Here is a 24,679-nt window from a genome sequence, read left to right on the forward strand (position 1 = left end):
TACAGGCTCAAGTTCTTCAAAGTACCCATTATTTGCGCAAAAGTGTGCGCAATTTTAAGACTCCAACGGGACTCTTTCAGCTTCTACTGCGTCAGATTCGACCATGAGTTCTGAAAACCGGTCATTGCTTGATGAATCGCGCGGAACCAAAACGAAACGGGAGGAAGGGGTGGCCACAATGTCTCCATGCCTTTCCTGAATGTGCACAGCCTTTCACGAAGCGGCCTGACCGCTCTTGCCCTGTCGTCCCTGGTCTGCGCGGCGTCCGCCGATTCCTACCTGAGACCGAACATGTACGACTTCGACCAAAAGCGGAGCGCCCTCCCGAACGACGGGAAGTACTACTGCGTGCCGACGTCGTATTGCGACGTGTTCCAGTACATGGCGCATCACGGCATGCCCGGTCAAGACGGAAGCTTCGGAACCGGATACAACGATATGTCCTCGATGATTTTCACGATGGGCATCCTCATGGCGACCGATCCGAACAAGGGGACCAGCTTCTCGAACTCCTGGAACATCGGCAACTCGTGGATCTTCAACCACACGTCCAAGCTGGTCTATTGCTTCGGCTATGGGCCGGACTGGGACTGGGGCACGGGCACGATCAAGAACGTCCTCAAGACCGGAGGCGTGGTCGTCATCGGTCGCGGCAAGTACGAGTGGGACGGCAACGACTATGACCGTGTCGGAGGACATGCCGTGGTCCTCGTCGGCTACAACTATCCGAGTTCAGGCGGCAAAACGATCACGGTCTGCGATCCGAACGACGACGGGAACCTCAACAGCCAGAGCGGCTATGTCTATGTAAACAAAGCCACGACCAATCTGGCGATCGACACGGAAGACCACGGTGTGGTCACGCACGCTCGTTACACCTACAACGAAGGTTCGGGCAACGTCCGCTACATCGTCGACACCATGCACAACATGTTGCCGATGTACGCGGCGTGGCCCTATTCCGGCGGCCCGCAAGCGGGAACGAGCTTCAAGTTCTATTGGCCGTTCATTTACGCGAACGAACAACTGTCGAGAACGGACACGATCTCGATCCCGGACGTCCCTGTCGACTGGTGCCTCGACGCGGGCGAGGTCGGACTGTTCTACTTAACGGCCAACGGCGACGTGCACAAAGTCGACTTGGCGGAAGAGACCAACACCGTCATCGCGAACGTACCGGACGCGAAGAAGCTCGTCGTCGGAGGAAGCACGTGCGACATCTTCGTCTTGCGAAAACCCGTCCTTGGAGCCGACCAGATCGTCCTTGTCGACCGGGACACGGGCAAGAAGTCGTCCCGGACGACGCCTGCCAAAATGCTCGACCTCGATTGGGACGTACAAGGGAACGGTATCGCGATGATGTCGCAGGACGGCAGCACGATCTTCCGCTGCGACGAAAAACTCGGCCCGATCGTCACGGACAAGGTCTTGCAGATCTTCAGCGTCCCGCCGGACTCCATGGCGACCTTGCACTTCAAAGTCGACCATGTTTCGGGAGACGCGATCCTGGCGACGGAAGGCTCGACGACCTTTCAGCGCTTCCACCGCACCAAAGGAAAGTGGGTCGGACGGACAGTGAACTATCGAGGCACGGGCATCCAGTCGATCTTCCCAGGAGAGAGGGGATTGACGTTCGTCCAAGACGCCGGGAAGATCTGGACGCTGGACGCGAACGGCAATTACGTCAATACGGACTTCTCGGGCACGCCGGTCGAAGGGGACTTCCAGATCACGAGGTCGCTTGCAGCCTTCAAACCGGAAACCATGACCGGCCCAGGCTGGGACGACGTCCCGCCGGCACCGGGCGAAGAATAAGCACTGCAGAGCCGGTCGTTACGGGCCTTCAGGGTCGGCGTGGAGAGGACGCCGGCCCTTGACTCTGTCCGGCTCCTGTGTCAGCCTCTTTGGGTGCCCGTGTTCGAGTTCCGATGCCATGACTGTGGCAAGAAGTTCGCCCTTCTCGTCGGCATGACGGCCGAGGCCCACGACGACGTCTGTCCCCATTGCGGCGGCCGGTCGTTCTCCAAACTCGTGTCACGCTTTCGAAAGGGCCGGAGCGAAGACGACCGGGTCGAGGAACTCGCCGACCGCCTCGAGAGCGTCGGAGAACCGGACAGTCCGGCCGAAATGAGGACCATGGTCCGGGAAATGGGGAAAGCGATGGACGACGACATGAGCGACGAAATGGAGGAGATGTTCGAGGCCGACATGGAGGCGCCGGAAGAGGCGTGAAGCGGCTCGGACAGATCACGGTCGTCTGCGGAAGCATGTACGCCGGAAAGAGCGAAGAGCTGATACGGCTCGCACGCCGAGCCCTTTACGCGAAGAAGAAGGTGCAAGTGTTCAAGCCCGCGCTCGACGACCGTTACCACGCCCGGATGGTCGTCACCCACATGGACGTCAAGCACGAAGCCGTGCCGGTCAAGGACGTCGCCGAACTTCGGGCGGCGATCGAGCCGGACGTCGATGTCGTCTGTATCGAAGAAGCCCAGTTCTTCGATCGCTCGATCTCGGACCTGGCCGTGACCCTCGCCGACAACGGGGTCGAAGTCGTCCTTGCGGGCCTCGACCAAGACTTCCGCCGACAACCGTTCGGGCCGATGCCCGAGCTTTTGGCGCTCGCCGACGAGGTCGTCAAACTCCGCGCGATCTGTATGAAGTGCGGCCGCACGGCCAGCCACACCTATCGGCAAGTGGACGGACGCCCGGCCCACAAGGACGATCCTGTCGTCCTGATCGGAGCGACCGAACGTTACGAAGCCCGGTGCAGGAACTGCTACGAACTTCGCGGCGAACGGAAGAAGCGGTTGAGATAGCCCGTATCAGGGCGAGCCAAGGACAGAAGGAACGGGAACGGCCCGTGTGTATACTCGCCTCGACGGTCATGGGAACCTGGCGAGTGCTTTCCGCGTGTCTCGGAGCAATGGTCTGGGCGTCGGCAGACGCGCAACGCCCCGTCAACCTGCAGCGGGGAGTCGACGTAGGCGGGGGCAAGTCGTTCACGGAAGCGGGACGCCAGCTGTTCCTCCAAGCCGGTCGGAACGACGTCCGCGTCGAAGCCGTCGGTGACTCGATCGAGACTTGGTCGAACGGCAAACCCGGCGCGGTGGTCCGCGACGCCATGACCCTGCACGGGTTCATCGCCTTCCAAGTCCATACGATCGGCCAAGACGCCTCGAAGCTCGCGTCCGAGATCCGAGGGAAGAACGTCCGCCTGACCGACCTCACGCCGCAGGACAACACCCTGAGCGCTCGGGAAAAATCCGACGGTTGGCGCCTCCTTTGGGACGGAAAGACTGGCAAGGGATGGCGGGGCGCCAAGCTCCAAGGTTTCCCGACAAAGGGTTGGGAGATGAAGGACGGCGTCTTGAGCGTCCTTCCTTCGGGAGGAAAGGAGGCTGCTGCAGGCGGCGACATCGTGACGACAGCGCGGTACAGCGACTTCGAACTGCTTGTCGATTTCAGGATCACCGAGGGCGCCAACAGCGGGATCAAAGTGTTCTGCCAGCCTAATCTGGATCCTGTGACCGGGACCGGGGCGAAGGCGGACACCGGCTCGGCGATCGGACTCGAATACCAGATCCTGGACGATCTGCGTCACCCCGACGCCAAGCTTGGGAGGGACGGAAACCGGACGCTAGGATCGCTTTACGACCTTCTGACCGCCGGTCCTGCCAAACGGCCAGAGCCCGTCGGCGAATGGAACACGGCCCGCATCGTGTCCAAGGGACGGCACGTCGAGCACTGGCTCAACGGATCGAAGATCCTGGAATATGACCGTGGTTCGGAAGCCTTCTCGGCGGCCGTGTCGGCCAGTAAGTTCAAATCAATCCCAGGATTCGGGCTGTGGGCCGACGGCCACGTTCTCCTGCAGGACCATGGAGACCGCGTGTCGTTCAAGAACATCAAGATCCGCACGACGGAGGCATCGAAATGAAAGGAAAAGACACGCACGGCCGACTCGACCGACGCACGTTCCTTAAAGGGGCCCTCGCTCTGGGCGGGGCAGCCTCCACACCCGGCGTCTTCGGGGCGGTCAGCCGTCTCGGCCGAGTGTCCCCGAACGAAAAAGTCTCTCTCGCGTGCGTCGGCATCGGTAACCGGGGGTACGACGATCTTAAAGCTTTGATGGACACCGGCCTCGTCGACGTCGTGGCCCTCTGCGACACCGAGCTCGGCGGGCCGAGGACGGCTCGCGCCCTCGGCCTGTGCCCGCAAGCCGCCCGGTTCTTGGACTTCCGCGACATGTTCGACAAGGTCGGCAAGTCGATCGACGCTGTGTGCGTCGCCACGCCCGACCACTCCCACTTCGCCGTCACGATGCTCGCCGTCTCTCAAGGCAAACACGTGTACGTCGAGAAGCCTCTGGCCCATAGCTTCAAACAGATCGGTCTGCTGGCGGCCGCCGAAAAGCGGCACAAAGTCGCCTGCCAAATGGGGAACCAGGGGCATTCCGAGGCCAACTACTTCCAATTCAAGGCCTGGACCGAGGCAGGGATCATCAAGAACGTCACGAAGATCACGGCGTTCATGAACAGCCCGCGACGGTGGCACGGCAAAGTCTACGAGGGCTATTTGCCCGTCCAGACGCCGGCCGGCCCGATGGACTGGGACGCTTGGACCGCGACGGCTCGCGAACACCCGTACAACGAGGGCTACCTGAACGGGGATTGGCGGGCGTGGTTCGACTATGGGAACGGAGCTTTGGGGGACTGGGGCGCCCATATCTTCGACACGGCCCACGAATTCCTACACCTCGGACTGCCCGAAGAGGTCGACCCGGTCCGGATCGATGGGCACAGCCGCTTCATCTTCCCTCAGGCCACGACCTTAGCGTTCAAGTTTCCGCGACGGGGCTCGATGCCCCCGGTCGAGCTCACCTGGTACGACGGCGTCCAGAACATGCCGCCCTTGCCCGACGCCTTTGGAGGTTCGGTGGTGGACCCGAACATCCCGGCCCCGAGCAAGGGAACGATCGACGTCAAGAACCTGGCGCCTGGAAAGGTGATTTACGGCGAAGGCTTGACCTTCAAGGGCGGTTCGCACGCGTCGACTCTCGAGATCGTTCCCAAGGAGGCGGCCCGTGACCTGAAGCTACCGGACGTCCCCAAGACGACGTCGAACCACTTCTTGAACTTTGTCCGGGCGTGCCAGGGCGAAGAAAAGTGCCGTTCGAACTTCGCCGTAGCCGCACCGCTGTGCCAGGCGATGGCCGTCGGCATCATCGCGCAGCAGGTCGACGCGAAACTCAAGTTCGACCGACGTACAAAGCGCATCACCAACCACGCCTTGGCCGATTCCCTCCTCGACGGCCCACCCCCGCGAAAGGGTTGGGAGCAGTTCTACAAGCTTTGAACCGGGCGGAAAACGACAAAGGCGACGGGCCTGGTAGGGCCTGTCGCCTTTCGGACGTGCACCGTCCGGTTTGGATCGGTCGATCGTGGCGCTTCAGCGCGGGCGGACTTCGCGGATCCCGAGTTTTCCGATCAGTTCGCGGTACTTGACCACGTCCTTGGCCCGCAGATAGGCTTCGAGCCTGCGCCTCTTACCGACGAGCTTCAACAGGCCGGCCCGGCTGTGGAAATCCTTCTTGTTGACCTTGAGGTGCTCCGTGATCTGCTCGATCCTGGCCTGCAGAACGGCGATCTGGACCTCCGTCGAACCGGTGTCCCCGTCCTTTGTGGCGTAGGACTTGATCACGTTTTCCTTCTTCGTCTGCGGCAACGGCATGTCTGGTTTCAGGCTCCGGGTACTTGCCCCTGTCCGGGGCGCAACGGGGGATCATACCCGGACCGTCTTTCGGGCCACGGACCCTGCGAGGCTCCTAGCGTACAATGGCTGTCAGCGATGGACTGGGAGCGCCACGTTAAGAACATCACCCGTCGGGCCCTGTTCAAGGAAGTCGGCTACGGGATCGGAGGGCTGGCCCTTACCGGTCTTCTCGCGGAAGCCGCCCGCGCTTCGAGTCCGGGCTTTCGTGCCCTCGGACAAGAGCGCCACGACCCGATGGCGCCGAAGAAGCCGCACTTTCCTGCCAAAGCGAAGTCCGTCATCTACCTGTTCATGGCCGGGGCGCCCAGCCAGGTCGACCTCTTCGACCCCAAGCCGACCTTGACGAAGTACGACGGTCAGGACTGTCCTCCCGAACTCCTGAAGGGTGAACGGTTCGCCTTCATCCGCGGCACGCCCAAACTCATGGGCTCCCCTCACAAGTTCGCCCAAGCGGGGCAAAGCGGCCAATGGGTCAGTGAACTCCTCCCGCATTTCCGCGAGATCGCCGACGACGTCACGGTCGTCCGATCGGTCCACACGAGCCAGTTCAACCATGCTCCGGCCCAGATCTTCATGAACACAGGGTTCCAGATCCCCGGCCGGCCGAGCATGGGCGCGTGGCTCACCTACGGCCTCGGTTCTGAGTCCAAAGATCTGCCCGGCTATGTCGTCCTCATTTCTGGCGAGAACAACCCGGACGGCGGGAAGTGGTGCTATGGCAGCGGCTTCCTCCCGACCGTCTATCAAGGTGTCGAACTGCGTTCGAAAGGCGATCCCGTCCTGTTCGTCTCGAACCCGGAAGGCGTCTCGTCGGACGTCCGGCGCGACACCTTAGACGCCGTCCGCGACCTGAACCAAATGGAACACGCCCGGGTCCTCGACCCGGAGATCGAGACCCGGATCGCGCAGTACGAGCTGGCCTACCGGATGCAGACGAGCGTGCCCGAACTCACAGACATCTCGAAAGAGCCCGCCGAAGTCCACGAGATGTACGGGACGGAACCAGGCAAGAAGAGCTTTGCGAACAATTGCCTTCTGGCCCGCAGGCTCGTCGAACGGGGCGTCCGGTTCGTGCAGCTCTACCACCGGGGCTGGGACCACCACGGTACGGGGGACGGCAACGACATCGTGAAAGGGCTGCACAACCTGTGCGACCAGACCGACCGTGCCGCGGCCGCCTTGATCAAAGACCTCAAGCAGCGCGGCATGCTCGACGACACGATCGTCATCTGGGGCGGCGAGTTCGGCCGTACGCCCATGAACGAAGCCCGCGGGGGCGACATGCGGTTTAAGGGCCGAGACCATCACCCTCATGCCTTCACGATGTGGATGGCCGGAGGCGGGATCAAAGCCGGCACGTCGTACGGATCGACGGACGAACTCGGTTACACGATCGCCAGCGACCCGCTCGACGTGAACGACCTCCATGCCACGGTGCTGCACTTGATGGGAATGGACCACACACGGCTGACGTATCCGTTCCAGGGTCGCGAGTTCCGCTTGACCGACGTCGCAGGCCAGGTCGTGGAAGGCCTCCTGGCTTGACCCCTGGGGACCTTGAAACGGGCAAGGCACGGGACAAAGGCCGTGCCTCGGGCGACCGTGTGAACCGTCGCTACTTCGTGGGGGCCGTCACGGCCTTCGCGTTCATCGTCCACTTCACGTCGTCTTTCGGCTTGTTGCCGACGTACTGAAGGCCGTCCATGTGCGACTCCTCGTCGTTCCGTGTGAAGTTGCCTTGGAACTGCTGGGCAGGCATTCCGCGCAGGCGAAGATAGAGCTTGAACCGCTTGCCTTCATAGGTGCCGTACAGGTGTCCGCTCCGTCTTTCCCCAGTGTTGCCGACGACGGCCCCGGTCACGGTGCCGTTCTCCCGGACGCGGAGGATCAGGGTGCCGGCACCTTGGCCGGACACTTCCCACGTCCCGCTGTACATTCGGTCGGCGGCCGCGGCAAAGGCTGAAACGAGCGCAAGGGCGAAGGCGCCAAATGGGCGTTTGTTCATCGTATTCTCCTTAGGTCACTAAGTCGCCTGATTGCGGTCCGCCTGCCGGGACCCTCGCTTGAGCCCGGGCGACCCCACCCTCTTACCGACCCGGACCCCCCGCCTGCCAAAACCCGCTACACTAGGGCCACGCCCATGCGCCCCGAACTGTTCGAACTCCAAGACCGGTTCAACCGCCGAACGTTCCTCAAACGGACGGGCGGGGTCGGGCTCGCCGCGCTTGCCGCGATCCTCACCGACGAATCCTTGGCGGCGACGCTTCGGACGGGCGGCCCCGACGACGAGAAGCGGTTCGGCGGATTACCAGGCGTGCCTCATTTCGCGCCAAAGGCCAAGCGCGTCATCTACCTCTTCCAGAGCGGCGCGCCGAGCCAACTCGAACTCTTCGACTACAAACCGAAACTGGCCGAGCGACGTGGAGAGGACCTCCCGTCCAGCGTGCGCATGGGCCAGCGCCTGACCGGAATGACGAGCGGACAGGCAAAGTTCCCTGTCGCGCCGAGCGTCTTCAAGTTCAGCCAGCACGGCCAAGGTGGAGCCTGGTTCAGCGAACTGCTTCCCAACCTCGCCGCGTCTGCCGACGACATCTGTGTCGTCAAGTCGATGTTCACCGAGGCGATCAACCACGATCCTGCCGTCACGTTCCTCCAGACCGGGTTCCAACTCGCGGGACGGCCGAGCATCGGCGCATGGCTCAGCTACGGCCTCGGGACCCTCAACAACGACCTTCCCGCGTACGTCGTCCTCACCAGCATCGGGAGCGGCCGCAAGGACGACCAACCTCTTTACGACAGGCTCTGGGGAAGCGGCTTCCTCCCCACCGCCCACCAGGGTGTCAAGTTCCGCAACACGGGCGACCCCGTCCTCTTCCTCACCGACCCGCACGGTATCGACCGCGAGACCCGCCGCGAGATGCTCGACGACGTCATGGGGCTCAACCAGGAACGGAAGTCGGTCATGGGCGACCCCGAAATCGACACCCGGATCGCACAGTACGAACTCGCGTTCCGGATGCAGACCTCGGTCCCCGAGCTGCTCGACATCAAAAAAGAGCCCGCAGCCGTGCTTGAAATGTACGGGCCCGCCGTCACCAGGCCCGGATCCTTCGCCTACAACTGCCTGCTCGCCAGGCGGCTCGCCGAACGGGGAGTGCGGTTCGTGCAGCTCTACCACATGGGTTGGGACCACCATTTCAACCTGCCGAACGCGGTCAAGCTCCAGGCCGAGGACATCGACCAGCCCTCTGCGGCCCTCATCAAGGACCTCAAGCAGCGCGGGATGTTCGACGAGACGCTCATCGTCTGGGGCGGCGAGTTCGGCCGCACCGTCTACTCGCAAGGCGAGCTCAAGGAGACCGATTACGGCCGCGACCATCACCCGCGCAACTTCTGCGTCTGGCTCGCGGGCGGGGGCATCAAGGGCGGCGTATCGTACGGAGAGACCGACGACTTTTCCTACAACATCGCCGAAAACCCCGTCTCCGTCCACGACCTCCATGCGACCATGCTCCACTGCCTCGGCATCGACCACAAGCGCCTGACGTTCCTCTATCAGGGACGCGACTTCCGGTTGACGGACGTCTTCGGCGACGTCGTGACGGACTGGCTGCGCTAGGGCCCTCTCCTGTCGTCAAAGCGGTAACGGTGCTTCACGACGGAGAGGAGGCCTGCGCTTGCGCCACGACCGTCAGGGTCGAGGGTAACCGGAATCGACCGGAACGTCGGCTTGACGCGCTTTCAGTTCGGCCACTTGCCATGCGACGTAGCGCTTCCGCCACGCTTCGAAGCCGACGGGGTCCTTCTTGGCCCAGACCTCGGTGTTGCCGTATCTCTTGAGTTGGGCCGGGTTCGAGAGACCCTCCGGCATGTTCAGCGCGCCGAATCCTCCGCCTCGGTAGACGACGAACGAAACGTCGCTGTTCGCGGCGGTGTTCCCGTCTCGCCAGACGTTGATGTCAAAGTCACCTGTGCCGCTCGGGAAGTCCACGGTACAGGCCTCCTGGTTCGACCCGTCGAACGGGATCGCGACGACGGACAACTCGTTCGGGTTGGAGACCGCAATTCCGGCAATGTCGATCGTATAGGCCCCCGTGGCACCGGGAGTCACCGACCAGTTGCCCGTACCGATAGAGATGATGCCCCCACCACTGCCAAAGAAGCCGTACGCGATCGGCACCATGGCCGCCGTCGCACCGCCCGCATAGTCGTGGCGAGGGACCGCTCCCGTCGTCTTCAGCGAATCGGTGCCGGTGCCGATGACGGCCGAATTGTTGCTCGCCGTGTTCTGGCCCGAAATGGCCGTCCCCGAAGTCGAGGCGACTTCACCGAAGATGCCTGTCGTGGCCCCGGAGACCCCGATGTGCTTACCCCAGAGCGCCACGCCGCCCGTGGTCGATCTGTTGTAGAAAAGGCCGCCGACCGTGTTGCCCGTGGTGCTGAGCTGCTCGGCGACCATGGCGCGACCGCCGACACTTGAGCTCGTGAAGTAGCCACCGGCGCCAAGGCCCGACGCCGCGGAGTTCGAGCCGTAGACCGACACGCCGCTGGCCGTGCTCGACCGGACTCCTTGCAAGGATCCGGTTTCGCTGACCTGGACCCTCGCGAGGCTCGGAGGAGTCCCGGCTCCGAACCGCCCTGCGAGCGCATTGCCTGTGACGTTCGTGTGCCCGACCTCGGCGATGCCGGGAGACGTGGATTGCAGCGACACCGAGACGGCATAAGGTGCGACGAGTGCCGCGGCAGCCGTGGACGCAGCGACCGAGACGACGACAGTTTTCAAGTCCATCGTGGCCATATTGCCTTGAAGCGGCGCTCGTCAGCAAGCCACTGCACGGACGAAACCCCGTCTTCTGTTCGGCGGATTCGACACGTCCCTAGCTTCTTGTCAGGAGGGGCGCAACGTTTCCTTCCGGTTCAAAGGACGCACGGGCACATGCCGGGCCGGTCATGCAGCTTGGGCGGCCGCGGTCGCCCGGACCTATTCCGAAGTGAACGTCACGGAACCGAGCCCTTGCGCTTCGCACGCCGCTCCGACCATTCGGCCGATCAGCGGCACGACCTCGCCCCGGTCCGCGCGACCTAGCCACGGTACGCGCAAGACGTGGCTCACGCTGTCGGGATCTGGGCCGCAGATTTCGCGATAACCCCAGTCCAGATGGATCCGGAACGTCTCGCCCGCCCGTTCGTGCAACGCTGCGACCAATTGGGCGACGTGCGGCTCGAGTTCTTCCACGCTCTCGGCGTCCGATTCGCCGATGAAGAGGTTGCCGAACTGATCGGTCGCTTGCCATTCCATCGCCGGATTCTGGCAGAGGGTGGACCGACGGCACCGGACGGAGCCGAAGGCCGGAAGACTTCGGCTAAGACCCGTTAAGGAACGGTCAGCCCTTAATCAAGGGACTCTTAGGCAGTACAATCCCGCGCCATGCGGACAACGGCCGTACTCTGTCTTTCCCTGCTCGTCGGCGCGGCCCAAGCCCAAGACTTGAAGATCATGGACCTCAGCGTCTATTCGAAGCTGAAGTCCAACTTCCTCGGCCGCACTCAGGTCGAGACCGGGCTGTCCGCGAACCTCTGGAAACGCGACCGCTGGACCGTCAGCGCCAACGCCGGGTGGCAGCAGTCTTTGTCCGCCCCGAGGTTCCTTTCCCAGCCGGCGGCCTGGACCGCGGGCGTCAGCTTGAAATACCGGTTGACGGACGACGCCTTGGCGTTCACGGCCTACACGAAGACGAAGCACGACCTCTTCAAGACTTGGCAGCAGGAGACGGGCGTGTCCGCGACCTTGTGGAAGAAAGAGCGGATGTCCGTCGGCAGCAACATCGGTTACGTCCAGAACTACCCGTTCAAGAAGGACACGAACTCTTGGACGATCGGCATCCAGTTGAACGTTAAGATCTGACGCCGAAGCCTCGTCCCAAGCCCGACCTGGCGGTGCGTCCATAAGGACGCGCCGCCCGGTCTGTTTTCCGAGTGCCTTGGAACTTCGAAAGGCGGACGGCCGTTCCGGCGCTAGACGGCCCGATCGGCCGCCCGGAACATTCTATGAAGCACTTGCTGTCCGCCCTTGCCATCGCCGTCTTTGCAGCATCGGCCCATGCCGTCACGATCTGGGACGAGAGCGTCGACGGAGACCTTTCCGGCGACCGGAGCCTGCCGACCGATTTGACGTTCACTGTCGGTACGAACACTCTCATCGCGACATCGGTCCAAGGTGACCGTGAGTACGTCCATTTTCATTTGCCGACGGGCGCCGTCCTGAGCGAGCTTTGGTTGACGAGTTGGGTCGGTAACGACCAGATCGGTTTCATCGCGGTCCAAGAGGGCAGCGTCTTTACGGAACCGCCGACGAACACCGACGTCTCCAAACTCCTCGGTTACTCGCACATGGGGCCGGGCGCTGGGAACCTGGGACAAGACATCCTTCCGGCTATCGGTCAAGGCCCTGGTTCGATCGGATTCGTCCCGCCGTTGACAGGGAGCGACTACACGTTCTGGATCCAACAGACTGGAGCGAACGCTGTCACGTACTCGCTGGATTATGTGGTGACCCCTGAACCGGCGTCACTCGTCGTCTTCGCCGCATTGGGCGCTGTCGCGGTCGGACGCAGACGGCGCGTCCGTGCGTGACGGCCGAATGACGGAGGCCCCGTAGCGCTCGGCCACGAGGCGGGCCGCGATCGGGTCGACGTTGGCAAGGGTCGCAAGCGCGTCGGTCACGGCGCAACTCGTCCCGATGGCCGTCGTTTGCCGGCCGTGGGTCAGGGCCCGACCGGTGCGAGGGTCGACGACGTGAGAATAGGTGACCCCTTCGTGCTCGAACGACTGGACCGAGCCACCGCTGGTCGAGACCGCGCGATGGGCCAACGTCACGACGTCCAGCCCTTCCTCGTCGAGGGCGACCCGCCAACCCCCGGTCCCGGGCGGCGCACCGGAGACGGCAAGGTCTCCGCCCGCTTCGACCATGGCCGAACGCGAGCCGCACCTTGTCAGTTCCGCCAGGGCCTGGTCGCACGCGTAGCCCTTTCCGATGGCACCGAGGTCCAATCGGGTGCCGGGGTCGAGGGCGACCGTCCGGGACCGCGCGTCCAACCGCATCCGGTTTGGCCCGACCATGCGGTTGGCAGTGTCGATTTTTCTAAGGGAAGGCGGCTTGCCGGTCCGAAGGGCGGCGCGCCACAGGTGCGTCGCGGGCGCGGCAGTGACGTCGAAGGCCCCGTCGCTGGCGAGGGCGAGGTCATGGGCGAGCGACAAGACGTCGAAAAGGTCTTGGCTCACAGAGACAGGCCCTTCGCCCGCCCGGGCGACGAGGAGGCCCAGCTCGCTCGTCTGAATGAAGTCGCTCATCGTCTGGTCGAGCCCGGCGAACCGGGCAAAGGCCCGTCTGCCCCTGTTTTCAGCGACAGAACGGTCGGGAGCGAATAGGGTAATACGGACGGCGACCCCCATGTGCATCTGCGAGAACGTGAAACGCGCCCGTCCATCCGCATCAGCCATGTTCAAGTTCCTCGCCTTCTCATTCTGCCTCGCACCAGCCGTCATGAGCCAAGCCCAAGAGACGTCCTTCGAAGAGTCGCTTCCTGACCAATTGGTCAAGTTTAAGATGGTCAAGGTCCCGGACGGCCAGATCACGGTCGGAGGCAAGGCCCACGAGATCAAGGGGATCTACATGAGCGAGACCGAGATCCCGTTCGAGGTCTTCGACGTCTGGACGCTCCGATTGGACCTTTCCGAATCCGACCAGGCAGCCGGAGTCGACGCCACGTCCCGTCCCAGCAAGCCCTACGCGGCGATCTTCATCAATTTCGGCCATCACGGCTTCCCTGCGATCTGCATGTCCTTCAAAAACGCGAACGACTTCTGTGCGTGGCTCTCGAAAAAGACGGGCAAGACGTACCGCCTGCCGACGGAAGCCGAATGGGAGTACGCCTGCCGCGCCGGCAGCGACGCGGTGCCGGACCTGGAGGAGAACGCTTGGCACTGGCAGAACGCCGACGACACCACCCATAAGGTGGGGACGAAGAAGCCCAACGCTTGGGGCCTTTTCGACATGCTCGGGAACGCGGCCGAGTGGTGTTCGTCCGAGGACGGTAAGCACGTGATCCGCGGCGGGTCGTGGAAGACGAAGGCGAAAGACCTCACATTTTCCTGGCGCGAGACCGAATCGCCCAAGTGGAACGAAGCCGACCCTCAACTTCCGAAAAGCAAGTGGTGGTTGGCCAACGGCCAGTTCGTCGGACTGAGGCTCGTGTGCGAGGAGAAAAGGTAAAACTCGGTTCAACCGCATGATCACCCGCAGAGACTTTATGAAAAAGACCGCAGCGACCACCGCCGTCCTGGCCGCCCCGGGAGCCTTCGCCGTGACACAGGACAGCCCGTCTCTCAAGGTCGGCCTCATCGGATGCGGAGGTCGCGGGACCGGCGCGGCGATGGATTCCTTCCATGCGGCCCAAGGCGTCGTGCTCTGGGCTATGGGCGACGTCTTCGAAGACCACTTGAAGGGTAGCGCCGACAACCTTAAGAAAGAACTGAAGGACTCGTTCAAGGTCACGGCCGACCGCAGCTTCGTGGGATTCGACGCCTATCAGAAGGTGATCGCGAGCGGTGTCGACGTCGTCATCCTGACGACGCCGCCCGCCTTCCGTCCGGTCCATCTGGCTGCGGCCGTCGACGCGGGTAAGCACGTCTTCATGGAGAAGCCCGTCGCGGTGGACCCGTCCGGGATCCGGTCGGTCATCGAGTCGGCCAAAAAGGCGGACACGAAGGGGCTCAACATCGTCGCGGGAACGCAGCGGCGCCACGACGTGGCTTACCGCGAGTGCATGCAGAAAATCCACGACGGCGCGCTGGGCGAGGTCGTGGCCGCCTATGCGTACTGGAACCAGGGCGGACTTTGGATGAACCCGCGTCAAGAGAAGTGGAGCGACATGGAGTGGCAGCTCCGCAACTGGCTGTACTTCACCTGGTTGAGCGGCGACCATATCTGCGAACAACACATCCACAACATGGACGTGATCAACTGGGCGATGAAGGGACACCCGGTCAAGGCCAACTGCCTCGCGGGCCGGCAAGTCCGGACGGATCCTGCCTATGGCCACATTTTCGACCACTTCGCGACCGAATACGAGTATGCGAACGGCATGAAGATGGTCAGCATGTGCCGCCAGATCGACGGTACGGCGAGCCGGGTGGCCGAGCACATCGTCGGGACGAAGGGTTCTTCGAACGCCAACACGTCCATTAAGGGCGAGAACTCCTGGCGCTTCGAAGGCGACCGTCCGAACCCCTACGTGGTCGAACATACGCACCTGATCGAAGCGATCCGGAGCGGCAAGCGCATCAACGAGGGCGTGCAGGTCGCCGAAAGCACGATGACGGCGATCCTGGGCCGCATCGCCGGATACACGGGACAAGAAGTCACGTGGGACGACGCGATGAAGCTCGATATGAACCTGATGCCCGAGAAGCTCGAGTTCGGCCACCTTGGCGTGCCGCCGGTCGCGATGCCGGGCCAGACGAAACTAGCCTGACGCGATGGGCGTCAGCCGCCGAGACGTCCTGAAAGGCGCGGCCGCCGTGAGCGCGGCCGGCCTGACGGGCGTCGCCTTTTCCGCGACCAAAGAGGAACCGATGAACGAACAGTTCAAGATGAAGTTTGCGCCGCACTTCGGCATGTTCGCCCAATCGGCGGGCAACGACGCCGTAGAGCAGTTGAAGTTCGCCGCCGGCGAAGGGTTCCACGCCTGGGAGGACAACGGTATGGCAGGGCGGCCCGCCGCCGAACAGGAGCGGATCGCCCAGGCCATGGTCAAACTGCAAATGACCATGGGCGTGTTCGTCGTAAGCATGGACACGGCGTGGTCGCCGACACTGACGACCGGGGCGAAGGAACACCTCGACAAGTTCTTGGCGGACTGTAAGGCGGCGGTCGACGTCGCCAAGAGGGTCAACGCGAAGTGGATGACGGTCGTCCCAGGCACGTTCGCCGAGCGGCTCGAAACGGGCTATCAAACGGCCAACGTCGTCGATGCCCTTCGCCGTGCCTGCGACGTTTTCGAACCTCACGGGCTCGTCATGGTCCTCGAATCGCTGAATCCTTGGCGCGACCATCCCGGGCTGTTCCTCAGCAAGATCCCACAAGCCTTCGAGGTTTGCCGGGCCGTGGACTCCCCCTCCTGCAAAATCTTGTTCGACATGTACCACCAGCAGATCACCGAGGGGAACATCATCCCGAACATCGACCTCGCCTGGTCGGAAACGGCGTACTTCCAAATCGGGGACAATCCGGGCCGGAACGAACCGACCACGGGCGAAATGAACTACAAGAACATCTTCGCGCACATCCACGGCAAAGGGTTCCAGGGCATTCTGGGGATGGAGCACGGCAACAGCGCGTCCGGCAAAGAAGGCGAACGAAAGGTGATCGACGCCTATCGGTCCTGCGAAGCGTTCTGACCGACGGCTTCATTCCTCAGGGGCTGGGGCCGGCGCGGGCTTCGGAGTCGATACGGCGACGAGGATCCCGCCTCCGACCATCGCTTCGTAGATCGACTTCATCAGGGCCGACCTTGCGCGATATTGGTCATGGGCGTTCCCGATCTCGACGAAGATCTTAAAGACCATGTGACCGTCGACCATTTCGCGCCACCGGATCACGGGCCGGGCGAGTTCGTGCTGGCCGCTATACTCCGCCTGGACACGGGCTGCGGCCGTGCCCAACAGGCTTTCGGCCCGCGATAGGTCCGCTCCGAACGGGATCCGTCCTTGGACGTCGAGGACGTACAGCATCTGGTTCCGGGTCAGATTGATGACCATCTGCTTGGACAACTGGTTGTTCGGCACGACCAAAAGGCTCCCGTCCCATTGCCGGATTCCGGTCGTCCTCCAGCCGACCGACTCGATCAAACCCTCTTCACCCGTTGGGAGCCGTACGGTATCGCCCAGCCCGATGCTCGAGTCGAGGTTGATCATCAAGCCTGAGAAGACGTTCGAGAGGCTCTCCTGGAGCGCCAGGCCGATGATGACGCCACCGACCGCACCGCCGGCCAACAGGGGAGTGACGTCGAGTCCGGACGCCCTCATCGCAAGCAACATGCCGACCGAGAAGGCAAAGCCTGAGACCAGCTTCTGGGACAGCGCGAGCCGATCGATGTGGGCCGAATCTTTCGCGTCCCGTCTCGCCGATTCGAGGCGACTCTTCGTGAACCAATGGACCGCATAGGCGAGCAAGCCGATCCACACGACGGTCAACACACGTTCGACGGCCGCGACGGTCGCGGCGTGGACCGACTCGAACTGCCTTACTGCCGCATCCGCCGACGAGAGAAGCACTCCGCCGACGAGAAGCGACAAGACGGGGCCGCGGGAAGCGACCGCGAACGGGACCCCGTTCGTTACAGGTCGGGCGTACAGGACACCGACGAGGATCCTTAGGACGATGGCGGCAAGGGCACCTAAACCCAAGGCGACCGCGGCTTCGAACCAATTGTGATAGGGCCGCGCGGCTTCGGGCAGGAACCACTCCATCGGCCGAGGCTACCAGGCCGTCCGGATCGGAGGCGGTTCAAAGAACTTCCGGGGCAATGCCGCTTGGGACCGGAGAGTGCGACGGGCCGGGCAGAGGGCCGTCGCCCGGCTGACGTCGCGGTTCGGGGGAGGTGAGATATCGTTCGTTCGTGGTGCCCCGGTCAGTCCACGACCTTTGTTCTTGATTATGGAGAGATTCGTGCAGTCAAAGAGGGGCCGGCGCGACTTTTTACGTCTTTCTTATCGGCTTGAACCTGGACGGCGGTGCCGAAAGTCCGCCAAGAGGCGACGGCCGTGCCGGCAGCGACTTCGGAGCGAAGACGGCGTTTGAGAAGGCATGGCCACCAGCTCAGGGATCGTCGCACTCACCTTGTCGGACGAACCGATCACCCGCCCCCGCCCCGAGCCGCTCGCGGAAGTCGGACTTGAAGGGAAAAGGATCCTCGTCACGGGCGGGACGACCGGGATCGGACGGGCGACAGCGGTCCGGTTGGCCGAAAAGGGGGCGAGGGTGTTCGTCTTCGGCCGGCACCGCCAGGAGCTTGACGACGCTCTGGCAGCGATCCATGCACGCACAGGCGCCACCGCCTTGGGAACGACGGCCGACCAGACCCGAAAGGCGGACTTGGACCACGTGTTCGATCAGGTCGACCGAGAGTTCGGCGGCCTGGACGTCCTGATCAACAATGCGGGCATCGGTGGATCGGGCCTCATGGAGTCGGACTACGCCGAATGGGAATACCTTCTTCAGACCAATGTCCTGGGACACATGGCGTGCGCCAAGAAGGCGGTCGAGCGAATGACGGCCGGAGGCGGAGGACACATCGTCCACGTCGGATCGCTCAGCGCGGACGCGCGCGATCCGGGGGACCAGGTTTATTCCGCGACCAAGGCTGCGATCCAGGCCTTCTCTCAGTCGCTCCGCAAGTCCCTGGCCCGACAGGGGATCAAAGTAAGCCTGATCGAGCCGGGGTCGGTCGGCACCGACATGGTCGCCGATCGAATCCCCCCGTCGGAACAGCGCCAGAAAGAGGACCGGAACGAGATGTTGATGGCCGAGGACATCGCAGACGCGATCGTCACCGTCCTCACTCGACCAGGACGAGTGACGATAGACCTCATGAGGGTCACACCGACGATGCTGCCGGAATAGCGTCGATCCGGGTCGCCGTAGGCCGCGGGGAGAGGACGACTTCGACCGCCAACCGCTCGAGCGGATCGGGATATCGGACCGTCGCGCGCGGCAACCGCGTACAAGCCCAACCCGGAGGGTCCTGGAACGTCTCAAGCAAGCACGGATGGATGTACGCTTTTCGGCAGACCGCAGCCGTGTTCCCAAGGAGGTCAGCTACCGCTTTGACCACCGAAGTCACGACGACCCGGCCGCTTACGGTGGCTTCGCGGATGAGCCGCAGAGCTTCGAGGGTTCCGGCCCACGTTCTGAAGTCCTTCGCCGTGAACGGCGCGGCCGTCACCTCTTGAAGGTAAGCGTTGACGTCGGTGGACGTCACTTCCGCAGGCTCGCCGTCGTCCCCGATGAACTGGAACAGGGCCTGACCTGGCAGGGACTGACATTTGCGGACGAGACGCGCCAACCTTCGGTCGCGGTGCTCGATCTCATGGAACCGACCGCTCTTCCCTCGAAACCGGAACCGCAGGACCACGCTGCCCGCTTCGAGTTCGTCCGAAGAGAGCGTGGTAAGCCCATGGGAGCCGTTCGACTCGGCGTACCGCTTGTTCCCGACTCGGATCTGGGTCACTTCAAGGAGCTTGACGACCAATGCGACGACCTTTCGCTTGGGCAACCCGTGAGACGAGAGGTCGCGCTCTACGGCGGCACGGATGTCGGGAAGGGCGAGGCCGAACTCTCTCAGCCGCAGGAACTTCGCTTCGTCTCGGACGTTGCGCCACGAAGGGTGATAGACGGATTGCTTCCGGCCTTTCGCGTCCCGGCCCGTCGCCTGCACGTGCCCGTTCGCGCGCGGACAGATCCACACGTCGGTCCATGCGGGAGGCACGGCCAACGACCGGATCCGCCTCAAGGTCTTGGAGTCCTTCACGGGCCTTCCGTCTGCGGTCCTGTACGAAAAACCCCGACCTGCCCTTCGCCTTGAAAGCCCGGGGGAAGAGTCGGAAGTGTAGACGAGTCCTGCCGTTCGGGCGTCTTCCATCGGTTCGAGACATGTCATGGTCGGCCCTCTTTCTCGTCCTGGAAGGCAAGGGGTCACAAATCTCGGGACGATCGTCCTCGAACTGCGGGACAAAGGACGGTCGTTCTGATTGTTCTTCTATGCAGCGGCCTCGTCCTCTTGCCAGGACTTGATTCAAGCGTCCGTCTCACGAGTCACCTGGGTTTCCGGCTTCACCGGCGCCCTGGAGAGGAACAAGGAATGAGAGTCTTCTTCAAACGACGCCGCCGAGGCGGCCGTGCCGTGCGCATCCTGTGGGCGTTCGCCGTCTTGACACCCTGCGCCGCTTTCGCCCAAGACCCTGGTACGATCCTGCCAGGAAGTGGCCCCGAACCGACGGTCCAAACGACTTTCTACGGCCCCAGCGGGCTCATCCGTGTGCCGACGGCATACACCGCGCTCCGTGGCGACGCCCGGCTGGGAACGGCGTTCGAAAACGGTCGGCGATCGATCGTCGGCAACTACGGCGTCTACACGGACATCGAAGTCGGCGGCGGATGGATCGAACGGGACGGGCGCGACGGCAAAGCCGTCGCGAACGGAAAGGTCCGGATCCAGGCTGCCAATTTCCGGAACGTCGACATCGGAATCGGCGTCGTCGACGCTTTCGACGCCGTCGACCAAAGCGTCTACGTCATCGGCTCCGTCGACCTCATCCCTCCTCCCGTCGATGCGGGTCAATTGGGGCGGAGCATCGGACTGAAAGCCCACCTCGGATACGGTAGCGGCGTGTTCAACGACCACATCATCGGAGGGGGCGAACTCGTGCTTTCCCGAGACTTCAGCGTGATCGGTGAATACGACGGCGACCAGGCCAATTTTGCGCTACGTTTCTCTCGGGCGACGACCTTCTCCGTCCAGGCTGGCGTGACAGGTAAACGGCTGTTCGTCGGATTCACGGCCGGCACACGTTTCTGACGACGCGCCGGTGCCGACCCGCCAACGTGTAAAGTCGGGGCATGGCTTGGCTGACCCAGGATGCCTCCGACTTTTTCGCGGAACTTGAACTGAACAACGACCGCGACTGGTTCGCTGCCAACAAAAAGCGGTACGAAGCCACCGTCAAAGGGCCACTGTTAGCCCTTGCCGAAGAGATGATCCCGAGGATGAAGGCGCTCGATCCGGCGATCGACATGGCGCCGAAGGACGCCGTGTTCCGCATCTATCGGGACACGCGGTTCAGTAAGGACAAGCGTCCTTATAAGACGAACGCCGGACTCTCGATCTCGAGCGGTGGCAAAACGGGGAACGGGCGGCCCGGACTCTACATGCAATTGGACGCCCGTTCCATGGGCGTCGCCAGTGGCCATTACTTCCTCGAGCCGCCGCAGATCCTTGCCGTGAGGAGGCACATCGCGGCCCATGCCGACGACTTCCGGCGTCTGGCCGCCGACTCTGACTTCGTCCGGGTCTTCGGATCCCTCAAAGGCGAGACGAACAAAGTCCTTCCGTCCGAGTTCCGGGCAGCCGCGGCGGACCTTCCCGTCCTCTTCCACAAGCAGTTCTATACGTGGGCCGAATACGCCGTCGACGAAGCGCTACGGGACGATCTCCCGGACTTCTTGATGCGGCATGCCAAGGCGGCTTGGCCCATGAACGAGTTCTTGACCCGTGCCCTCTAGACTCTGAACGCGGTCAACGGAACTTTGGCGGACCTGTCCGGTCGTCCGGAAAGCCAAACCACTCGTCGACCTTGTCAGCGTCATAGAACGTCAGCCAAGACTGTCTCGGTAACCCGGCCCCCTGAAGGACGGACTTGACTTCGTCAAGCCGTTCAAGGCTCTCGATCGCAACGTCGATGCGGGAGTGATCCGGCCAGGTCTGGGATCCTGTGACGCCTCCAAGTCCACGTGTGGTCAGATCGATGTCCAGTCGGTCTTCGATGGCCGAACGAAGTCCAATATCGTCGAACCTCGGAAGGATCAAGGTTGCGAACGTCTCCTTGAAACGGCTGAACCTGCAAGACGCAAAGAGCCTGTCTTGAAACTGAGCGTTCGAAAGTTGCGGGTCACGCGTGTTCAGCACGATCGTGCCGCCACCCGGGTGCTCGGCCCTCATCAAGGCGCACTTCTCCGAGCGGTTCCGAGACCAGGGGACGTCCGGTCTCGTCCTCAATTGCGCCGCGACTTGCCTGTCAAAGTCTTCTACAGCGCTGCTCGTCCACGATCCGCCCTTGCCGACGGAAGTCGACGGTCTACCCATCCACGCCCACTTGTCCAGCCGCTCTTCTCCGAAAAGCACCTCGCTCCATACGACGAATTCGGCACCGAGAGCATCGGGGCCGGGCTTACTCAAAAGCGGGAAGACCAAGCCTACTTCGACGCGGCCTTGAGGCCCCAGAGAAGTCTTGGCACCGATCGCCTTGGGCCTCGATCCCAACTTCGACGCCACCAATTGGTGCGCCTCTTCCATCGGCGCCGAGGGTCGGTACGCGCAGAACCGCCATCCCGGGAGTCCTGGTGCCCTGCCCACCATCTCTTCGACGAACGGCCGAAGCCCCATTTCGGATTCCGGTGTCAAGGCGAGCGTCTTGACGGCGGTCGGCGAGACCTCGAACATGATCCCGGGAGAAACGGCCGAGAGGCACTGGACAAACTCATCGATCTTCGGACGCCCTTGTGAGAATTCAAGGGCGAAGTCAGCCTCGAAAGATCGCCAGAACCGATCGACCTTGTCGAGCCAGTCCTGCTTGGTGCGCCGATCGTCCGGATGCTCGGGATCAAGGGTCAGCCAACGCAAGTCGACCGATCATACTCTGGAATCTAGCGACCGCGATCAAGCGTTCAGGTTCGAGAACTTAGCAGTTCTTCGATTCGTTCCAGCCTCTCTTTCGTGTCGTCGTCCGTGTCCTTCGATTCCGGACTTCCCTTGTGGACGAGGTTGGCGGTCAAGGCCACGAACGTCAGCAACTGCAGGAATTCGGACTGCCAGTTCTCCATCGTCTGGGACAACCAGTGCCAAACGTATCCGGAGTCTCCGAGAACGGTCAGGGGCTGACCGTGGGCGGACTGTTCAGCGGCGAAGTCCTTCCATCCGGCATACGTCTGCAATATCCAGGCGACTCCGAAAGCGACGCCCAGAACGATGCTAAGCCCGTACGGCCCGAGCGGGTAGGTGCGTGGGCGGTCCTTGGTCATCGCTCGCTAAGACGCCGTCTCACACCTGCATGTTTCTCAAAGGACTTACCCTTGCGCTTCCGCGAATGAAGCCTTACCGAAATCTTGCGACTGGTCCGACAATCTGTCGCGGTCCTTAGGTTCCGAAGCGAGCTATGTGGAGCGGACGGACTACCCGTCCAAGGTGGACACCCATGCCAGTCAAATCAATGGAGGACCTCTATGTCGAAAGCCTGCGCGACCTGTACAGCGCCGAATCCCAACTCGTCAAAGCCTTGCCCAAAGTCGCGGACACCGTTTCGGACCCGAAACTTCGGGACACGGTCTTGGCGCACTTGGAGGTGACCAAGGGTCAGAAGGTGCGCCTCGAACAGATCTTCGCGGAATTGGGAGAAGATCCTGAAGGTCACGAGTGCGCCGCTATGAAAGGACTCATCAAGGAAGCGGACGAACTGATGGGCGACGTCAAAGATCCCGAAGTCTTAGACGCCGCACTGATCGGTGCCGCCCAAAAGGTCGAACACTACGAAATGTCAGGCTATGGGACGGCGCGGACGTTTGCACAGATGCTGGGCCATGACGGGCATGCCGATCTCCTCCAGTCGACGCTGGACGAAGAAAAAGAGGCCGATTCCGTCTTGACCCGGATCGCCACCAACGGCGTCAACCGCCGCGCGAAAGCCGAGTCTTCCCGATAGGCGTCGGGCCGGCCCGGGACACGCTCTACAAGTGGGGCACCGTTCCGGGCCGCTCGACGCTCAATCCGTGCTGACAGGACGCGTATACTCGCGCGCATGGTCAAGGGGCTCCTCGTCGGGTTGACTCTTCTCGTTTCCGTGCTGGCGGCCGACTTTAGCGGGACGTACGAAGCAAAGGACGGTGGGGACACGGTCAGCCTGAAGCTCGAACAACAAGGTACGACGTTGACGGGCACGGCGAAGTCGGGCGACGGAGACCTTCGCCTGTCAGGTACCGTCAACGGTGACGAGGCGACAGGGACGGTGACGGTCGAAGGTGTCCCCGTCAAATTGTCGTTCAAGATGAAGCTGACAGGCGACTCTCTCGATGTCGCGTTAGCCGCCGGCAACGACTTCTCCGACGCCGACCACATCGTTTTCAAGAGGAAGCCCGCCTCGCCGGGACCGGCCAAAGACGAAACTCGGCAAGATCCTTCGGCCTTCCGCAAAGAGGCGGTCGGCGTCTTGAAGGAGGGCAAAGAGTACACGCACGCCAGCGGCGGAAAGCTCCGCTATCCCAGCGACTGGAACCTGAAAGAAGAGGAGTCGTTCCTTCGTTTGACGCCTCCCGACGCGAAGGAGGGCGAGCTCGTCGTCGTCGTCGCCGAAAGTGCCGAAGGCGCGACCGATCCCGGCTCGGCCGAAGTCTTGTCGTACCTGGACGGCCAGGTCGCCGAATTCATGCCGGACGCGAAGCGGGACGGCAAAGTCGAGCCTTGTGCGTCGGGGACGGGGAAAGGGGCCGTCGTATCGTGGATCGGCAGCGTCGAGGGACGGCGCGTTTTCGTCCGCGCCTATGTGACCATCGTCAAAGGCCACGGCGTCGCGGTCGTGGCGCTCGGGCCGAAGGAAGTCGTACTCGCCCGGGACAAGAAGCTCAGAGAGATCCTCTTGTCCGTCGGCTGGGGACAGGGAAAAGTAGACAACACGCTTGTCGGCGTTTGGAACCACTGGGGGTACTCCGGCACAAGCGACGGCAAATACGGCCGAGAGGAAAAGGTCAAGGTCGAACTCCGGGCCGATGGAAGCTTCACGTATCAGAACGACTCAGAGACCAACATCAGCGGGGGCGGGACGGACCAAGGCGGCAACTCGACCTGGGTCGGCGGAATGTCGTCGCGACGGGGCAACGGCTGGAACGGGACGTGGACCGCGGACGGCACCGTGGTCACCCTGACGTTCGAAGACGGGACGTCAGAGAGCTTCCGTTACCGTTTCGAACAGCAAGGGCAGAACACGTTTCTCGTGACGGAGCCCGCAAACGGCGGCAAGGGCAAGATGGAGTGGAGCAGGGCCGGACTCTGAAGACGGTCGTCGTCCGTGTCACCATGGGCCC

26 protein-coding genes are annotated in these 24,679 nt (G+C 62.7%); 17 read left to right on the top strand and 9 right to left on the bottom strand.

Annotated features, from left to right (window positions below; all coding sequences use genetic code 11):
* The first annotated feature begins 186 nt into the window (after positions 1-186).
* The 5 genes from JST30_14055 to JST30_14075 all read left to right on the top strand — a co-directional run bounded on the left by JST30_14055 (position 187) and on the right by JST30_14075 (position 5,355).
* Entirely contained in the window at positions 187-1,815 is a 1,629-nt protein-coding gene (locus JST30_14055; GenBank protein MBS1715449.1) for a hypothetical protein, read from the top strand.
* 39 nt (positions 1,816-1,854) lie between these two features.
* Positions 1,855-2,232, top strand: coding sequence for a zinc ribbon domain-containing protein (locus JST30_14060; protein MBS1715450.1), 378 nt, complete (start codon positions 1,855-1,857; stop codon positions 2,230-2,232).
* Positions 2,233-2,267: 35 nt separating this feature from the next.
* On the top strand, positions 2,268-2,816 hold the full coding sequence (locus JST30_14065) for a thymidine kinase (GenBank protein ID MBS1715451.1): 549 nt from the start codon (positions 2,268-2,270) through the stop codon (positions 2,814-2,816).
* Between the two features lie 68 nt (positions 2,817-2,884).
* Positions 2,885-3,937, top strand: a complete 1,053-nt coding sequence (locus JST30_14070; protein ID MBS1715452.1) for a DUF1080 domain-containing protein — start codon at positions 2,885-2,887, stop codon at positions 3,935-3,937.
* A complete protein-coding gene (locus tag JST30_14075; protein MBS1715453.1) occupies positions 3,934-5,355 on the top strand; it encodes a Gfo/Idh/MocA family oxidoreductase in 1,422 nt (473 codons plus the stop codon). The genes JST30_14070 and JST30_14075 overlap by 4 nt, the downstream gene beginning before the upstream one ends.
* Before the next feature lie 93 nt (positions 5,356-5,448).
* Here the strand turns inward: JST30_14075 and rpsO are convergent, their stop codons facing one another.
* Entirely contained in the window at positions 5,449-5,730 is a 282-nt protein-coding gene (rpsO, locus tag JST30_14080; GenBank protein MBS1715454.1) for a 30S ribosomal protein S15, read from the bottom strand.
* Positions 5,731-5,847: 117 nt separating this feature from the next.
* Here rpsO and JST30_14085 point away from each other — a divergent pair, with 117 nt between their 5' ends.
* Positions 5,848-7,317 carry a DUF1501 domain-containing protein gene (locus JST30_14085; GenBank protein ID MBS1715455.1) on the top strand — a complete coding sequence of 490 codons (1,470 nt, stop codon included), beginning with the start codon at positions 5,848-5,850 and terminating at the stop codon, positions 7,315-7,317.
* 70 nt (positions 7,318-7,387) lie between these two features.
* Here JST30_14085 and JST30_14090 read toward each other — a convergent pair whose 3' ends face one another.
* The gene (locus JST30_14090; GenBank protein MBS1715456.1) at positions 7,388-7,777 is read right to left on the bottom strand and encodes a hypothetical protein; all 390 of its coding nucleotides are present in this window, start codon (positions 7,775-7,777) and stop codon (positions 7,388-7,390) included.
* 135 nt (positions 7,778-7,912) lie between these two features.
* On the opposite strand from JST30_14090, the gene JST30_14095 reads away from it, so the two are divergent.
* Positions 7,913-9,391, top strand: a complete 1,479-nt coding sequence (locus JST30_14095; protein ID MBS1715457.1) for a DUF1501 domain-containing protein — start codon at positions 7,913-7,915, stop codon at positions 9,389-9,391.
* A 72-nt stretch (positions 9,392-9,463) separates the two neighbouring features.
* On the opposite strand, the gene JST30_14100 is transcribed toward JST30_14095, so the two are convergent.
* Complete coding sequence (locus JST30_14100) at positions 9,464-10,561, bottom strand: hypothetical protein (protein MBS1715458.1); 1,098 nt, start codon at positions 10,559-10,561, stop codon at positions 9,464-9,466.
* A gap of 192 nt (positions 10,562-10,753) precedes the next feature.
* On the bottom strand, positions 10,754-11,071 hold the full coding sequence (locus tag JST30_14105) for a hypothetical protein (protein ID MBS1715459.1): 318 nt from the start codon (positions 11,069-11,071) through the stop codon (positions 10,754-10,756).
* 129 nt (positions 11,072-11,200) lie between these two features.
* Here JST30_14105 and JST30_14110 point away from each other — a divergent pair, with 129 nt between their 5' ends.
* Positions 11,201-11,677 (top strand): hypothetical protein, encoded by a 477-nt coding sequence (locus tag JST30_14110; GenBank protein ID MBS1715460.1) that lies wholly within the window; start codon positions 11,201-11,203, stop codon positions 11,675-11,677.
* Positions 11,678-11,820: 143 nt separating this feature from the next.
* Positions 11,821-12,405: a PEP-CTERM sorting domain-containing protein gene (locus JST30_14115; GenBank protein ID MBS1715461.1), complete on the top strand. Its 585-nt coding sequence runs from the start codon at positions 11,821-11,823 to the stop codon at positions 12,403-12,405.
* Here the strand turns inward: JST30_14115 and JST30_14120 are convergent.
* Positions 12,340-13,272 carry an FAD:protein FMN transferase gene (locus tag JST30_14120; protein MBS1715462.1) on the bottom strand — a complete coding sequence of 311 codons (933 nt, stop codon included), beginning with the start codon at positions 13,270-13,272 and terminating at the stop codon, positions 12,340-12,342. The genes JST30_14115 and JST30_14120 overlap by 66 nt on opposite strands.
* Here JST30_14120 and JST30_14125 point away from each other — a divergent pair.
* Genes JST30_14125 through JST30_14135 form a run of 3 tightly spaced genes read left to right on the top strand, consistent with a single transcriptional unit; the run spans position 13,271 to position 16,230 of the window.
* Positions 13,271-14,044, top strand: a complete 774-nt coding sequence (locus JST30_14125) for an SUMF1/EgtB/PvdO family nonheme iron enzyme (GenBank protein MBS1715463.1) — start codon at positions 13,271-13,273, stop codon at positions 14,042-14,044. The genes JST30_14120 and JST30_14125 overlap by 2 nt on opposite strands.
* Before the next feature lie 16 nt (positions 14,045-14,060).
* Entirely contained in the window at positions 14,061-15,305 is a 1,245-nt protein-coding gene (locus JST30_14130; GenBank protein MBS1715464.1) for a Gfo/Idh/MocA family oxidoreductase, read from the top strand.
* A gap of 4 nt (positions 15,306-15,309) precedes the next feature.
* On the top strand, positions 15,310-16,230 hold the full coding sequence (locus tag JST30_14135) for a TIM barrel protein (protein ID MBS1715465.1): 921 nt from the start codon (positions 15,310-15,312) through the stop codon (positions 16,228-16,230).
* Between the two features lie 9 nt (positions 16,231-16,239).
* Here JST30_14135 and JST30_14140 read toward each other — a convergent pair whose 3' ends face one another.
* Complete coding sequence (locus tag JST30_14140; GenBank protein MBS1715466.1) at positions 16,240-17,301, bottom strand: mechanosensitive ion channel family protein; 1,062 nt, start codon at positions 17,299-17,301, stop codon at positions 16,240-16,242.
* Between the two features lie 337 nt (positions 17,302-17,638).
* Between JST30_14140 and JST30_14145 the strand changes: the two genes are divergently transcribed.
* A complete protein-coding gene (locus tag JST30_14145) occupies positions 17,639-18,454 on the top strand; it encodes an SDR family oxidoreductase (GenBank protein ID MBS1715467.1) in 816 nt (271 codons plus the stop codon).
* On the opposite strand, the gene JST30_14150 is transcribed toward JST30_14145, so the two are convergent.
* Entirely contained in the window at positions 18,429-19,361 is a 933-nt protein-coding gene (locus JST30_14150) for a DNA topoisomerase IB (GenBank protein ID MBS1715468.1), read from the bottom strand. The genes JST30_14145 and JST30_14150 overlap by 26 nt on opposite strands.
* Before the next feature lie 330 nt (positions 19,362-19,691).
* On the opposite strand from JST30_14150, the gene JST30_14155 reads away from it, so the two are divergent.
* Together JST30_14155 and JST30_14160 are read left to right on the top strand one after the other, a co-directional pair.
* Positions 19,692-20,408 carry a hypothetical protein gene (locus JST30_14155; protein ID MBS1715469.1) on the top strand — a complete coding sequence of 239 codons (717 nt, stop codon included), beginning with the start codon at positions 19,692-19,694 and terminating at the stop codon, positions 20,406-20,408.
* 41 nt (positions 20,409-20,449) lie between these two features.
* Complete coding sequence (locus JST30_14160) at positions 20,450-21,112, top strand: DUF2461 domain-containing protein (GenBank protein MBS1715470.1); 663 nt, start codon at positions 20,450-20,452, stop codon at positions 21,110-21,112.
* Positions 21,113-21,125: 13 nt separating this feature from the next.
* Here the strand turns inward: JST30_14160 and JST30_14165 are convergent, their stop codons facing one another.
* Together JST30_14165 and JST30_14170 are read right to left on the bottom strand one after the other, a co-directional pair.
* Positions 21,126-22,229, bottom strand: coding sequence for a hypothetical protein (locus JST30_14165; GenBank protein ID MBS1715471.1), 1,104 nt, complete (start codon positions 22,227-22,229; stop codon positions 21,126-21,128).
* Between the two features lie 44 nt (positions 22,230-22,273).
* Positions 22,274-22,627, bottom strand: coding sequence for a hypothetical protein (locus JST30_14170; GenBank protein MBS1715472.1), 354 nt, complete (start codon positions 22,625-22,627; stop codon positions 22,274-22,276).
* 173 nt (positions 22,628-22,800) lie between these two features.
* On the opposite strand from JST30_14170, the gene JST30_14175 reads away from it, so the two are divergent.
* Both JST30_14175 and JST30_14180 read left to right on the top strand, forming a co-directional pair.
* Positions 22,801-23,304, top strand: coding sequence for a ferritin-like domain-containing protein (locus JST30_14175; protein ID MBS1715473.1), 504 nt, complete (start codon positions 22,801-22,803; stop codon positions 23,302-23,304).
* Between the two features lie 96 nt (positions 23,305-23,400).
* Positions 23,401-24,648, top strand: a complete 1,248-nt coding sequence (locus JST30_14180; protein ID MBS1715474.1) for a lipocalin family protein — start codon at positions 23,401-23,403, stop codon at positions 24,646-24,648.
* Positions 24,649-24,679: the final 31 nt, after the last annotated feature.

The organism is Armatimonadota bacterium (assembly GCA_018268395.1).
Classification (GTDB): Bacteria; Armatimonadota; Fimbriimonadia; order Fimbriimonadales; family Fimbriimonadaceae; genus JAEURO01.

Excerpts from the sequence above, each read along its gene's own strand:
- JST30_14055 (MBS1715449.1), top strand. The coding sequence starts at position 187 with ATGCCTTTCCTGAATGTGCACAGCCTTTCACGAAGCGGCCTGACCGCT.
- JST30_14065 (MBS1715451.1), top strand. The coding sequence starts at position 2,268 with ATGTACGCCGGAAAGAGCGAAGAGCTGATACGGCTCGCACGCCGAGCC.
- JST30_14070 (MBS1715452.1), top strand. The coding sequence starts at position 2,885 with ATGGGAACCTGGCGAGTGCTTTCCGCGTGTCTCGGAGCAATGGTCTGG.
- JST30_14075 (MBS1715453.1), top strand. The coding sequence starts at position 3,934 with ATGAAAGGAAAAGACACGCACGGCCGACTCGACCGACGCACGTTCCTT.
- rpsO (MBS1715454.1), bottom strand. The coding sequence starts at position 5,730 with ATGCCGTTGCCGCAGACGAAGAAGGAAAACGTGATCAAGTCCTACGCC.
- JST30_14085 (MBS1715455.1), top strand. The coding sequence starts at position 5,848 with ATGGACTGGGAGCGCCACGTTAAGAACATCACCCGTCGGGCCCTGTTC.
- JST30_14090 (MBS1715456.1), bottom strand. The coding sequence starts at position 7,777 with ATGAACAAACGCCCATTTGGCGCCTTCGCCCTTGCGCTCGTTTCAGCC.
- JST30_14095 (MBS1715457.1), top strand. The coding sequence starts at position 7,913 with ATGCGCCCCGAACTGTTCGAACTCCAAGACCGGTTCAACCGCCGAACG.
- JST30_14100 (MBS1715458.1), bottom strand. The coding sequence starts at position 10,561 with ATGGACTTGAAAACTGTCGTCGTCTCGGTCGCTGCGTCCACGGCTGCC.
- JST30_14105 (MBS1715459.1), bottom strand. The coding sequence starts at position 11,071 with ATGGAATGGCAAGCGACCGATCAGTTCGGCAACCTCTTCATCGGCGAA.
- JST30_14110 (MBS1715460.1), top strand. The coding sequence starts at position 11,201 with ATGCGGACAACGGCCGTACTCTGTCTTTCCCTGCTCGTCGGCGCGGCC.
- JST30_14115 (MBS1715461.1), top strand. The coding sequence starts at position 11,821 with ATGAAGCACTTGCTGTCCGCCCTTGCCATCGCCGTCTTTGCAGCATCG.
- JST30_14125 (MBS1715463.1), top strand. The coding sequence starts at position 13,271 with ATGTTCAAGTTCCTCGCCTTCTCATTCTGCCTCGCACCAGCCGTCATG.
- JST30_14120 (MBS1715462.1), bottom strand. The coding sequence starts at position 13,272 with ATGGCTGATGCGGATGGACGGGCGCGTTTCACGTTCTCGCAGATGCAC.
- JST30_14130 (MBS1715464.1), top strand. The coding sequence starts at position 14,061 with ATGATCACCCGCAGAGACTTTATGAAAAAGACCGCAGCGACCACCGCC.
- JST30_14135 (MBS1715465.1), top strand. The coding sequence starts at position 15,310 with ATGGGCGTCAGCCGCCGAGACGTCCTGAAAGGCGCGGCCGCCGTGAGC.
- JST30_14140 (MBS1715466.1), bottom strand. The coding sequence starts at position 17,301 with ATGGAGTGGTTCCTGCCCGAAGCCGCGCGGCCCTATCACAATTGGTTC.
- JST30_14145 (MBS1715467.1), top strand. The coding sequence starts at position 17,639 with ATGGCCACCAGCTCAGGGATCGTCGCACTCACCTTGTCGGACGAACCG.
- JST30_14155 (MBS1715469.1), top strand. The coding sequence starts at position 19,692 with ATGAGAGTCTTCTTCAAACGACGCCGCCGAGGCGGCCGTGCCGTGCGC.
- JST30_14160 (MBS1715470.1), top strand. The coding sequence starts at position 20,450 with ATGGCTTGGCTGACCCAGGATGCCTCCGACTTTTTCGCGGAACTTGAA.
- JST30_14170 (MBS1715472.1), bottom strand. The coding sequence starts at position 22,627 with ATGACCAAGGACCGCCCACGCACCTACCCGCTCGGGCCGTACGGGCTT.
- JST30_14175 (MBS1715473.1), top strand. The coding sequence starts at position 22,801 with ATGCCAGTCAAATCAATGGAGGACCTCTATGTCGAAAGCCTGCGCGAC.
- JST30_14180 (MBS1715474.1), top strand. The coding sequence starts at position 23,401 with ATGGTCAAGGGGCTCCTCGTCGGGTTGACTCTTCTCGTTTCCGTGCTG.